The organism is Desertivibrio insolitus (assembly GCF_017355965.1).
Lineage (GTDB): Bacteria > Actinomycetota > Actinomycetes > Actinomycetales > Microbacteriaceae > JAFIQW01.
Genome location: NZ_JAFIQW010000006.1, coordinates 24,073 through 35,255 on the forward strand (window position 1 = coordinate 24,073; position 11,183 = coordinate 35,255).

The 11,183-nt window shown below is 73.8% G+C and carries 10 protein-coding genes; 2 read left to right on the top strand and 8 right to left on the bottom strand.

Going from position 1 to position 11,183, the window contains the following annotated elements; genetic code table 11:
• Nucleotides 1–18 precede the first annotated feature (18 nt).
• The 3 genes from JUB10_RS13095 to JUB10_RS13105 are packed head-to-tail and all read right to left on the bottom strand — an operon-like array spanning nt 19 to nt 3,829.
• Nucleotides 19–945, bottom strand: a complete 927-nt coding sequence (locus JUB10_RS13095; RefSeq protein WP_207457419.1) for a glycosyltransferase family 2 protein — start codon at nt 943–945, stop codon at nt 19–21.
• Nucleotides 945–2,435 (bottom strand): D-glycero-beta-D-manno-heptose 1-phosphate adenylyltransferase, encoded by a 1,491-nt coding sequence (gene rfaE2, locus JUB10_RS13100; RefSeq protein WP_207457421.1) that lies wholly within the window; start codon nt 2,433–2,435, stop codon nt 945–947. Before rfaE2 ends, JUB10_RS13095 begins: the two co-directional genes overlap by 1 nt.
• On the bottom strand, nt 2,432–3,829 hold the full coding sequence (locus JUB10_RS13105) for an aldehyde dehydrogenase family protein (protein ID WP_207457423.1): 1,398 nt from the start codon (nt 3,827–3,829) through the stop codon (nt 2,432–2,434). The genes rfaE2 and JUB10_RS13105 overlap by 4 nt, the downstream gene beginning before the upstream one ends.
• Nucleotides 3,830–3,954: 125 nt before the next feature.
• Here JUB10_RS13105 and JUB10_RS13110 point away from each other — a divergent pair, with 125 nt between their 5' ends.
• The gene (locus tag JUB10_RS13110; protein ID WP_307859231.1) at nt 3,955–5,043 is read left to right on the top strand and encodes a glycosyltransferase family 9 protein; all 1,089 of its coding nucleotides are present in this window, start codon (nt 3,955–3,957) and stop codon (nt 5,041–5,043) included.
• Nucleotides 5,044–5,313: 270 nt separating this feature from the next.
• Here the strand turns inward: JUB10_RS13110 and JUB10_RS13115 are convergent, their stop codons facing one another.
• The 4 genes from JUB10_RS13115 to JUB10_RS13130 form a co-directional block, all read right to left on the bottom strand.
• Nucleotides 5,314–6,603: an LCP family glycopolymer transferase gene (locus tag JUB10_RS13115; RefSeq protein ID WP_207457425.1), complete on the bottom strand. Its 1,290-nt coding sequence runs from the start codon at nt 6,601–6,603 to the stop codon at nt 5,314–5,316.
• Between the two features lie 172 nt (nt 6,604–6,775).
• A complete protein-coding gene (locus JUB10_RS13120; RefSeq protein ID WP_207457427.1) occupies nt 6,776–7,636 on the bottom strand; it encodes a type IV toxin-antitoxin system AbiEi family antitoxin domain-containing protein in 861 nt (286 codons plus the stop codon).
• Between the two features lie 477 nt (nt 7,637–8,113).
• Nucleotides 8,114–8,779, bottom strand: coding sequence for a sortase domain-containing protein (locus tag JUB10_RS13125; RefSeq protein WP_207457429.1), 666 nt, complete (start codon nt 8,777–8,779; stop codon nt 8,114–8,116).
• A 12-nt stretch (nt 8,780–8,791) separates the two neighbouring features.
• Nucleotides 8,792–9,562 (bottom strand): CHRD domain-containing protein, encoded by a 771-nt coding sequence (locus JUB10_RS13130; protein WP_242682626.1) that lies wholly within the window; start codon nt 9,560–9,562, stop codon nt 8,792–8,794.
• Between the two features lie 191 nt (nt 9,563–9,753).
• Here JUB10_RS13130 and JUB10_RS13135 point away from each other — a divergent pair, with 191 nt between their 5' ends.
• Nucleotides 9,754–10,362 carry a hypothetical protein gene (locus JUB10_RS13135; protein ID WP_207457431.1) on the top strand — a complete coding sequence of 203 codons (609 nt, stop codon included), beginning with the start codon at nt 9,754–9,756 and terminating at the stop codon, nt 10,360–10,362.
• Between the two features lie 70 nt (nt 10,363–10,432).
• Here the strand turns inward: JUB10_RS13135 and JUB10_RS13140 are convergent, their stop codons facing one another.
• Nucleotides 10,433–11,164 (bottom strand): SDR family oxidoreductase, encoded by a 732-nt coding sequence (locus tag JUB10_RS13140; RefSeq protein ID WP_207457433.1) that lies wholly within the window; start codon nt 11,162–11,164, stop codon nt 10,433–10,435.
• Nucleotides 11,165–11,183: the final 19 nt, after the last annotated feature.

Here is an 11,183-nt window from a genome sequence, read left to right on the forward strand (position 1 = left end):
CTCCTTTCTTCCTTCTTCCTATCGATCGCGGAGCACGGCCCCGCGATCACCGCCGGGGGCGACGCCCTCGGCGGCTGGGGTCCCGTCCTCGGAGGAGAACAGGAGGTCGAACGCGTCGACGGGCCGGTCGGGGATCGTCGTCGGCGCCTCGAGGTGCACGGCGCCGCTCGGCACGATGCCGACGCCGCCCGCGGTCTCCATGACCCGCCACTGCGCGGCGACGTCCTCGCCGACCGCGCCCGCGGGGATGTCGTTCCAGAACCGGAACCCGCCCGCCTCGACGAGGATCCGCCGGCGGTACAGCACGCACGCGCCGACCCACGCCACCCGGTAGGCGCGCCACTCGTCCGCGTCGAGGTCGAGCTGCGCGGCGACGTGCGCGAGGTTCGCCGCGTTGTGCAGCTTCCAGCGGTCGAAGCCGGGCAGGCCGCGGCGGATGATCTCGGGCCGGGCCTCCTCGGCGGGCTCGAACTCCTCGCGCTCGTGCGGGCGGTCGTCGTCGAGGTAGGAGAGCCCCTGCACGGCCGAGCCGACGAAGCCGCACTCCAGCCGGTCGAGGGCGTCGAGCATGCGGGAGATCGTGCCGGGCTCGAGCCACACGTCGTCGTCGAGGAACAGCACGGCGTCGGCGGACGCGTGGTCGAGCAGGAACTGCCGGTGCTCGGCGAGCCCGCGCCGCACCTCGTGACGCAGGTAGGTGACGCGGCGGTTCTGCGCCTCGAGCACGCGCACCATGGCCTGCACGGAGGGGGAGTGCCAGCCCGAGGCATCCGTCGACTGGTCGCTCACGATCACGTCGAAGGCCGGGTCGTCCTGCGCCGCGAGCCCGGAGAGGGTCACGGCGAGCTCGGCGGAGCGCCCGGCGGTCGGGATGAGCACCTCGACGCGGGGCTGCGGCGGCTGCGGGGGCCGGCCCCACGCCTCGGAGCCACGACGGCTGCGCATCAGTTCGCCGCCTCCGGTGCGGAGCGGATGCGGTCGACGACCGCGGTGGTCGAGTGGTCGGCGACGTAGTCGAGGATGCGCACCTCGCCGCCGCCCGCCCGCACGACGTCGCTCTCGGCGAGCATCTCCGGGGAGTAGTCGCCGCCCTTCGCGTAGATGTCGGGGCGGAGCCACTCGATGAGCGGGATCGGGGTGTCGGTGTCGAAGATCGTGACGTAGTCGACGCAGCTGAGCGAGGCGAGCACGCCCGCGCGTTCGTGGTCGGGGTTGATGGGACGCCCCTCGCCCTTCAGTCGCCGCGCGCTCTCGTCGCTGTTGACCGCGACGATCAGGACGTCGCCGAGCTGCTTGGCCTGGGCGAGGTAGGTCGTGTGCCCGAGGTGCAGCACGTCGAAGCATCCGTTGGTCAGCACGATCCGCTTGCCGGCGGCGCGCTCGGCCTCGACGCGGGCGCGCAGCTGGTGCTCGTCGAGGGCCGCGACGGGGCGGCCGCCGAGGTGCACGACGAGGTCGTCGGTCGTGCAGACGGACGTGCCGAAGCGGTGCACGACGACGTTCGCCGCCGCCTGCGCGAGTTCGACGGCCGTGTGGATCGGCAGTCCGGCGGAGTGTCCGGCGACGAGCGCGGCGACGAAGGTGTCGCCGGCTCCCGAGGCCTGCTTCTCGGTGGCGGGGCGGGCGTAGGTGCGGTGACCGTCGGCGAGCAGCACCGTGCCGTCGGCGTCGAGGGTGACGACGACGTTCTCCGCCCCTGTTGCGGCGAGGATCTGCGCCCGGTGCGCGAGCGCGGCGGCCGCGCGGTCGCCGCGGAGCGCCCGGCCCGCGAGCGCGCCGGCCTCGGCGGCGTTCGGCGTGACGAGATGCGGCTTCAGCGCGGCCCAGGGGCGCGCGTCGTGCGCGTCGACGACCGTGAGCGCGGGTCGCTCGGTGCGGGCGGCGAGCGCCTCGAGCACCGGCCCGGTGAGGGTGCCGGCGCCGTAGTCGCAGATCACCTCGGCGTCGCTGTCGCGGGTCGCGTCGAGCGCGGCATGGGCGAGGGCCTCGAGCATCGCCGGGGCGACCGGGTGCTCGTCGGCCTCGTCGATGCGCACGAGCAGCTGGTCGCCCGAGACGATGCGGTTCTTCGCCGTCGTGCGGCGCCCCTCGACCGCGAGGAGCCCCGTGACGTCGACGCCCGCGGTCTCGAGGATCTCCCGCAGGCGCTCGCCCGCCGAGTCGCGGCCGACGATGCCGACCATGCGCACCCGGGCGCCGAGCGCCGCGAGGTTCATCGCCGTGTTGGCGGCGCCGCCGGGGGAGTACTCCCGCACGGTGAGGTCGACGACCGGGGCGGGAGCCTCGCGCGTCATCCGCTCGCTCGTGCCGCGCCACCAGCCGTCGAGGATCGCCTCACCGACGACCGTCACGACGGGCGCCGCCTTGCGGACGAGCTGCGGCACGTCGGGAGTCAGCTGCGTGACGCCCTCGAGCGGCGTCGTGAGCCCGGTCATGCCCGTCCCGACGGCGCGAGACCCATGTGCACGACCTTGACGGTCGAGAGCTCGTCGAGCAGTTCCGGTCCGTAGCCGAAGCCGGCACCGGATGCCTTGCGCGGCTGCGCCGAGCCGCCGGGCGCCCCGCCGAAGACCGCGTTGACCTTGACGGTGCCGGCGGGCAGTTCCGCGGCCGCGCGGTGGGCGTGCTCCATGTCGCGGGTGAGCACGGTGGCCTGCAGCCCGTAGCGGTCGTCGGCGGCGAGGGCGAGCGCCTCGTCGAAGCTGTCGACGACCTGCACGGGGGCGGTCGGGCCGAACGTCTCCTCGCGCATGATCGTCATGTCGGGGGTGCAGTCGGTGAGCACGGTCGCCGGGTACCAGGCGCCCTCGCCCTCCGGCATCCGCCCGCCCGTCAGGGCTGTGGCGCCGGAGGAGAGCGCGTCCTGCACCTGGGCGTCGACCGCGTCGCGCATGCGGCGGTCGACGAGCGGGCCGAAGTCGGGGCTGCCGACGCGCGACTCCGCCTCGGCGACGAGCGCCTGCAGGAAGGGCTCGGCGATCGTGCGGTGCACGTAGATGCGCTCGACGGAGGTGCAGATCTGACCCGTGTTGGCGAACGCGCCGAGTGCGGTCTGCGACGCGGCCCACACCGGGTCGACGTCGGCGTCGACGATGAGCGGGTCGTTGCCGCCGTTCTCCCGCACGACGTGCGCGCCGGTCGTCGCCGCGACGCGGGCGATGGCCTCGCCGGTCGACGTCGAGCCGACGTGGGCGATCACGTCGACCGGCGACTCCGCGAGGGCGGCGCCGACCGCCCCGTCGCCGGTCAGGGTGATGAGCACGTCGTCGGGCAGCGCGGCCGAGATGACCTCGCCGAGGCGGATGCCGAGGTGCGGGCAGCGCTCGCTGGGCTTGTGGATCACCGTGTTGCCCATCACGAGGGCGGCGCCGATGATGCCGGCGGCGACCGCGACGGGGTCGTTCCACGGGGTCAGCGCGGCGACGACGCCGCGGGGCTGCTGGATCGTGTAGTCGACGGCCTCGGGGGCGCCGCGGAGGCTCTTGCCGCGGTGCACGGGACCGAGCTCCGCGTACTGGCGCAGGGTGTCGGCACCCGCCATGATCCCGGCCTTCGCCTGGTCGAGGGGCCGGCCGGTCTCGCGGGCGTTGAGTTCGGCGAGCTCGTCGGCGGCCTCGGCGACCGCGACCGACGCGGCGAGCACGGCGGCGCCGCGGGCGGCGGGAGCGGTGCGCGCCCAGCCGGCGAGGGCGGCGCGGGAGCGGGTGACGGCGGAGGCGACGTCCTCGGGGGACGCGGTCGCCACCTCGCCGACCGTCGAACCGTCGCGCGGGTCGGTGATGGTGAGGCGGCCGGTGACAGGGGCGTCGAGGAGGGGGATGGTTGCCATAGTCCTCGGCGTACCCGGTGCGTCCGGCTTTGACACCTTTTGTGCTTCTTCTTTGAGCCGGTCGCGCGCCTGTTCCTGGTTTCGCGGCCGTCGCGGCGGGGAACTGGAGGCGTGTGACCATCCCCGTGACCTCCGCCGCCCCGCTGCCCACCGTCGGACGACTGCACGAGAAGTTCGAGGGCGTCCGCTCGATCGCCGTGCTCCGCGGCGGCGGCCTCGGCGACCTGATCTTCGCGCTGCCCGCGATCGACGCGCTTGCCGCGGCGTACCCGGAGGCCGAGATCACGCTGCTCGGGATGCCGCTGCACCGTGCCCTCCTCGAGGGCCGACCCGGCCCGATAGCCCGCGTCGAGGAGCTGCCGGTGGCCACCGGCATCCGCAACGGCGAGCCGGACCAGGCCGCGCTCGACGCGTGGTTCGACCGGCAGCCGCACTACGACCTCGCGGTGCAGGTGCACGGCGGAGGCCGCAACTCCAACCCCTTCCTGCTGCGGCTCGGCGCGACGCACACGATCGGCTCGCGCACCGACGACGCCGCGCACCTCGAGCGCGACTTCCCGTACATCTACTACCAGCACGAGGTCATGCGCGGACTCGAGGCCGTCGCGCTCGCCGGCGCGGTGCCCGTGACGCTCGAGCCGCGGATGACGGCGCTGCCGCACGAGGTCGACGCGGCGCTCGCCCGCTTCGGCGCGGGCGCGGTGGTGATCCACCCGAGCGCGACCGATCCCCGTCGGCGCTGGCCGGCTGACCGCTTCGGCGCCGTCGGCCGCGCGGCCGCCGAGGCGGGGCGGCCGGTGGTCGTCGTGGGCGACCCCTCGGAGAAGGAGCTCGCCGCCGAGGTCGTCGCCGCGGCGGGGCACCCCGGCGTCGTTTCGGCCGCGGGAGAGCTGTCGCTTTCCGAGCTCGTCGGCGTGCTCGCCGCCGCCGACCTCGTGGTGGCCAACGACAGTGGCCCGCGCCACCTCGGCGACGCTCTCGGCACCCCCAGCGTCGGCGTGTTCTGGTTCGGCAACGTCGTCAACGCGGCGCCGTTCTCGCGCAGCCGGCACCGCATCGAGATGTCGTTCACGACGCACTGCCCCGTCTGCGGCCGCGACGCGACCCAGGTCGGCTGGACCGCGGAGCGCTGCGAGCACGACCCGTCGTTCGTGGCGGATGTCACGACCGACCGCGTGCTCGCGCAGGTGGAGTCCCTGCTCGGCGGGCTGTGAGGGTGGCGGGGTTTCCACCCCGCCCGGTGTCCCGCGCTTGAAGCGGCGCAGGGCGGACGTAGCCGTGCTAGTACCGGCTGTCGAACGGGCGTCCCGCTGCGGTGAGCGGACAGCTGCGGGCTGATCCGCTGGTTCAATTGCACAGTCCCACTCGGCGGCCGCGCCGGGCGCGCAGCACCACCGGCGGCCGAGTAGCGCGCGCAGCGCGCGTATCGAGACCGCGCACTACCCCCGCGAGCGCGCGCCCCGAGTCATCCGCCCCGCCGATCCCTACCCGGGAACGGTGCAGGTCTGCTGGTCGGCCGTCTGCCCCGTGATGCCCTCGAGCACGGGCGGCTCGGTCGGGGCGGGCGTCTCGGTGGGCGACGCGCTCCCGCTCGGCGCGGCGGTCTCGCTGGGCGCCGCGGAGGGCTCCTCCGCGGGCTCCGACGGCGCGGGCGCGTTCGGGTCGACCGTTGCGGACGAGCCGGTCTGACCGACGCCGAACGGCAGGTCCTCGTCGAGGTAGCGCATGAGCTCGGCGGCCTGGTCCTCGACGGGCTCGAGGCGGTTGGTGTCGACGGTCGACTGGGCCGACGGGTAGGAGACGAACGTGACATCCGCGGGCCGCAGGTTCCGCAGCGTCCAGGCGAGCGACGCGACGGTGTCGACGCCCTCGGTGAGCTGCATGTTCTGCGTCGCGGCGCTCGCGAGCGAGTAGACCTGCAGCGGGTCGTTGAGCACGCCCTCGCTCGTGATCTTGCGAACGAGCGAGGAGAGGAAGACCTGCTGCGAGGAGATGCGGCCGAGATCGCCGCCGTCGCCGACGCCGTAGCGGCTGCGGAGGAACTTCAGGGCATCCGCCCCCTGCAGCGTGTGCGTGCCGGCGTCGAGCGCGAGCTCGACGTTCTCGTCCTCGAGGGGGTCGGTCAGGCACACCTCGACGCCGCCGACGGCGTTCGACATGGCGATGACCCCGTCGAACGTGATGCGGCCGGCGAACTGGATCGTGAGACCCGTGAGCTGCTCGATCGTGGAGACGACGCAGGGGAGACCGCCGCGTTCGAGGGCGCGGTTGATCTGCTCGCTCTCGTCGGCGGGGTTCACGGTGCCGTCCTCGGCGGTGCACTCCGGCATCGGCACGAGCAGGTCGCGGGGGATGCTCACCGCCGTCGCGCGGGAGTGGTCGCCCGAGACGTGCACGAGGATGTTGACGTCGTTGAGCTCCGGGGCATCCGGGTCGTACTCGCCATAGTTGCCGCTCTGGCCCGCGCGCACGTCGGCGCCGACGAGCAGCAGGTTGAAGCCGCCGGGATAGTCGGCGATGTCGAACTCCTGCTCGCCCCGGCCGGGCAGGTCGACGATGTCGAGGTTGTTCTGCAGCTGCACGAACGCGATCGCCGCGACGGAGGCCGTGCTCACGAGCAGCACCGCGACGGCCGCGGCGAGGAAGCGCAGCACGGCGCCGAGCGCCTTGCGGGGACGCAGCTTGCCGTGGCGCGCGATGGTGCTGCCCGGATGCCGGGTGCCGCCGCGCTGGAACGGGCGGGCGCCGGCGCGCCCCGTCGGGTCCGGGGTCATGGGGGAACAGTACCCATCCGCGCCGCGGATCCTCCGTGAACGCTGGAAGTCGGGTGGATGCGGCGCAACGCACGAGTGGCGGGCAGGACGCGCCGAGGCCGGCGGCGTGTCATCCGCGTCATTCGTGAATGCCGCCGGTCACGACGCGGGGGCCGGCGGCGGGGCATCCGCGTCACTCATGAGTGCCGCCGGCCGGACGCGTTCTCGCCGCCGCGATCGCCTTCTCGACCAGCCACCACTCCCGCTCCACCATCGAGTAGCTGACCCTCAGCGGCACCAGCCCCGCGATCGCCGCGTCGAGGTCCTTCCGCCGGTCGGCCTCGAAGCTCTGCTCGTGATGCTCGCGCCCGTCGAGCTCGAGTGCTACCACAGCGTCGACGACGAGGTCGACCCGCTGCCGGCGACGCAGCAACCAGTCCGGTCCGATCGGCACCTGCGTCTGCAGGGCGTGGCCGGCCGAGCGGAGGCGCGTGCGGGCGACGCTCTCGAGGAAGCTCTCGCAGCGCGGATCGATCGCCTCTCGGAGCGACTGCAGCCGCTGCGGCAGGCGGGCGAGCACCTCCTCGAACTGCGCGAGGGTGAGCCGCCCGGAGCAGAACGCCCAGTCGAAGGCGGCCACCGCGTCTTCGTGCTCCTCGTCGAGCGCGGTGTGCCGGAGCGCGTCGAGGAGGTGGACGGATGCCAGCGAGGCGCGCCGCATCTCGCGCTGTCCGCACCAGTGCACGCGTGCCGTCGCGGGGCGGCGCAGGGTGCGGGTGCCGCTGAACGGCACCGCGACGGAGAGCGTCGGCTCACGCCACATCCAACAACCGAGTTCCGCGAGCGCGGCCAGGCCGGTGAGGCGCGCGCCCGCCTCGGCGGCGGCCCTCACGCGGGACGTGGCGTGCGGACAGCGGTACAGCCCCCGTCGCACGCGGGTCAGCCGACCGAGCGCGACAGCGCGAGTCATCCGGTGCCGCGTCCAGCCCAGCCGGGCGAGTCGCTCGGTCGAGATCAGGCCTGCGTCGCAGGGCAGAACGCAGTCGGCGGCCACTGTCCGAGCATCCGTTCGCGGCCTGCCGCTTCGCGAGCGGATGCGGCTTCTGGGGGATGCGCGCTGCCGGCACGTGCTGGGGAGGACCGGCTGGATGCATGAGCAGTGCGTGCGACGCGCGGGGCGTGCCCGCGTGTCGCTGCGGCCACTCATGAGCTCCGCCGAGCCCAGGGCCTCGAGCAGCTCCGGGACGTCCGTGTGTCGCTGCGGCCACTCATGAGCTCCGCCGAGCCGAGGGCCTCGAGCAGCTCCGGGACCTCCGTGTCTCGCTGCGGCCACTCATGAGTTCCGCTGAGCAGGGGGCGTCGAGCGGCCTCCGCGACGCGCGTCCCCGGCACCGCGCTGGGGAGGACCGGCGGAACTCATGAGCAGTGCGTGCGACGCGCGGGGCGTGCCCGCGTGTCGCTGCGGCCACTCATGAGCTCCGCTGGCCAGGGCCGTCGTCGCCCGGAAGCGCCGCGAGGCAGGAGCCCCGCCTCAGGCCCCGAGCACCTCGACGAGCTTCGCGTAGACCACGAGGTTGTTCGCGTACCGGTCGCCGTCGTAGGCGTCGCACGTGATGAGCCGCAGCTCGGCGCCCTGCGTGGGGTAGTACACGGCCTGCGTCGGGAACTCGTCCTTCGGGTAGGTCTCCTTCTGGTAGACCTCGAAGACGGCGGTCGCGCCGTCCGCGCGGGCGACCGAGACGCGCTCGCCGAGCTGCAGGTCGCCGAGCGTGTAGAACACCCCCGCCTGCGTCGCCGACGTGATGTGCCCGAGCAGCACCGACACCCCGGCCGAGCCAGGCGCCGCGGAGCCGCTGTACCAGCTCGCCGGGGCGCCGTCGGTGGTCGGCGGGACCTCGAGGCTGTTGTCCTCGCGCAGCCCGGTCTCGATCAGCTCGGAGGTGATCCCCGTGCTGGGGATGTCGACGCTCACCGGGGCCGCGGCCGGCAGGGCGAGTGCGACCGACGGCTCGACCTCCTCGGTGGGCGGCGCCGTCGTGGGCGGCGCCGTCTCGGTGGGGCTCGGCGCGGCGGTCGCCGAAGGCGAGGGAGGCGGCGCGGCTGTCTCGGCCGTGGCCGCGCTGCATCCGCTGAGGAGCAGCAGGGCCGCCACCCCCGCCGAGAGGCGGAGGTGACGGCCGGTGCCGGAGTGCGTCACGGGAGGGAGGTCCTACCGGGTGGCGGTGGAGCGACGACCGAGCACGAAGGCCCCGCCGAGTGCGGCCGCGCCGAGGACGCCACCGAGGGCGAGCATGCCGTTCTCGACTCCGCCCGTGGTGCTGCCGACGGGCGCGACGCCGGTGTCGGCGTGGCCGGCGGGCTGCATCGCGAGGGTGCCGCACAGGGCGGGCGACGTCGCCGCGAGCGGCAGCTCGGGGACGAGGTCGCTCGGCGCGGTGGCGCCTGCGGGCTGCGTCGCCGGGTCGAGGCCGTGCACCACGACGACCGCGGTGCCGTTGGCCAGCGAGTCCTGCGTCTCCTGGTTCAGCTCGAAGGTCTCCTTGTAGGTGATGGTCGAGCCCGACGGGGCGACGGTGACGTCGACGCCGGCGTTCGGGCTCTTGTCGGCCCCGCCGACCGAGAGGGTCGTGCCGATGCCGCCGTACGAGCCGGCGCCCTCCGTGGTGCTGATGATGCCGTCGCCGTTCGCGTCGACCTCCGTGCCGGGGCAGACGCCCTGGGCGCCGACGTGGATGTGCTGCACGTGCGGGTAGGCCGCACCGTTGAACGTCTCGGCGAGTCCCGACGCGTTCAGGGTGACCGTGGCGGTCGAGCCCTCGACGTCGATCCAGACCTCACCGGACGCGCCGCTGTTGTTGATCTGGTTCAGCGTGGCGGCGTAGGAGCCCATCGCGTGGTCGGCCATGGCCGGCATCGCTCCGGCGAGGGCGAGCCCCAGCCCCAGCACGGGCGCCGCCATCATCATTGCTTTTCTCTTCATTGAGGTGATTCCGATCCGGTAGCGGGGCCACGTCGAGGCCCTCCTTACCGGGGCATTCGCGGCGGGGGCACCAGGGTGTTTGGTCGGGGCACGGATGTCCCGCCGCCGACGGTGCGACCAAACCCCCGGCGCGCCCCCGCCGAATACCTCTTCAGACGCTCGTCGACGAGCGATCGGACGAGGAGTTCCGGATGCCCCGCACGACCTGGCTCGCGGCGCTCGCCGCGGCCTCCCTCCTCCTGACCGGGTGCGGCGCTCAGGCGCAGGCGGCCCCGGCGGCCGAGCCGTCGCACGTAATGCCGGACGGCAGCGTCATGCCGGGCGCCGAGCACGGCGACCACGGTGCGCACGAGAGCGAGTACGGCCCGTCGGAGGCCGCGCAGATGATCTGCGACGGCCAGGTCGTGACCGCCGTCGGCGAGATCCTCGGCGTCGACGCGGCGCCCGTGCCCTCCTCCACCTGGCAGGAGCCCACGTTCACCTGCTCCTACGACGTCGACGGAGCCCCGCTGGTGCTCTCGGTGCATGATGCGACCGAGGTCGCCGAGGGCGAGGCGCACTTCTCCGAGCTGCAGGGGAGCCTCGCGGGCGCCGAGACGATCCCCGGTCTCGCCGGTCTCGGGATGCCGGCCTTCTCGACCGGCGACGGAGTCGTCGGCTTCCTGCGCGACGGCAAGACCCTGCTCGTCGACGCGACGGCCCTGCCCGACGGCCTCGGCGCGAGCGGGACGAAGACACGGGACGACGTGGCCTACGGCACGGCCGCCGCGGTGCTGGTCTGCTGGGTCGAGCACGACTGACGCCCTGCGGACATGACGAAGGGGGCGGATGCCGCGGCGTCCGCCCCCTTCTCCGTGCCTGATCAGCGAATCACGGCCACGAGTCCTCCTCGGCGTGCGTGATCACGAGCTCGCGCACCTCGCTCTGCGGCGGCTGCGACAGCGCGAAGAGGATCGCGTTGGCGACGTTCTCCGGGTCGTTGAGGCGCGAGTCGTCCTGCGGCTTGTAGCGCTCGTCGCGGTCGTCGAAGAACTTGGTCTTCATGCCGGTCGGGATGAGCAGCGTCACGCCGAGCTTGCCCTTGGTCTCGGCGGCGAGCGAGCGGGTGAAGCCCACGACGCCGAACTTCGAGGCGCAGTACGCGGTCGCGTCGCCGACGGCCTTCACACCGAGCGAGGAGGCGACGGTCACGACGCGGCCGTGGCTCTCGAGCAGGTACGGCATCGCCGCGCGCACGGTGGAGACGGTGCCGAAGAGGTTGACGCCGACGATGTACTCCCACTGCTCGGCGCTGACGTCGCCGAAGGCGGCGGGTCGGTCGATGCCGGCCGCGGTCACAACGGCGTCGAGCCCGCCGAGCTTCGCCGCGGCGGCCGAGACGGCCTCCTCGACGGCGTGCCGGTCGGACACGTCGACGCTGTAGCGGTGCTCGACGTCGACGCCCTCGGTGTTGAGGTCGAGCACGACGGGGGTGCCGCCCGCGGCGGCGACGGCCTGCGCGACGGCGCGGCCGAGGCCGGAGGCGCCGCCGGTGATGAGCACGCGTCCGATCGGGCGCGGCGCGAGCGCGGCATCCGTCGGGGTCTCGAGCGTGGTGGTCATGGGATTCCTTTCAGGAGGG

Coding starts and splice junctions, on each gene's coding strand:
- JUB10_RS13095 (WP_207457419.1), bottom strand. CDS start 945: ATGCGCAGCCGTCGTGGCTCCGAGGCGTGGGGCCGGCCCCCGCAGCCG.
- rfaE2 (WP_207457421.1), bottom strand. CDS start 2,435: ATGACCGGGCTCACGACGCCGCTCGAGGGCGTCACGCAGCTGACTCCC.
- JUB10_RS13105 (WP_207457423.1), bottom strand. CDS start 3,829: ATGGCAACCATCCCCCTCCTCGACGCCCCTGTCACCGGCCGCCTCACC.
- JUB10_RS13115 (WP_207457425.1), bottom strand. CDS start 6,603: ATGACCCCGGACCCGACGGGGCGCGCCGGCGCCCGCCCGTTCCAGCGC.
- JUB10_RS13130 (WP_242682626.1), bottom strand. CDS start 9,562: ATGAAGAGAAAAGCAATGATGATGGCGGCGCCCGTGCTGGGGCTGGGG.
- JUB10_RS13135 (WP_207457431.1), top strand. CDS start 9,754: ATGCCCCGCACGACCTGGCTCGCGGCGCTCGCCGCGGCCTCCCTCCTC.
- JUB10_RS13140 (WP_207457433.1), bottom strand. CDS start 11,164: ATGACCACCACGCTCGAGACCCCGACGGATGCCGCGCTCGCGCCGCGC.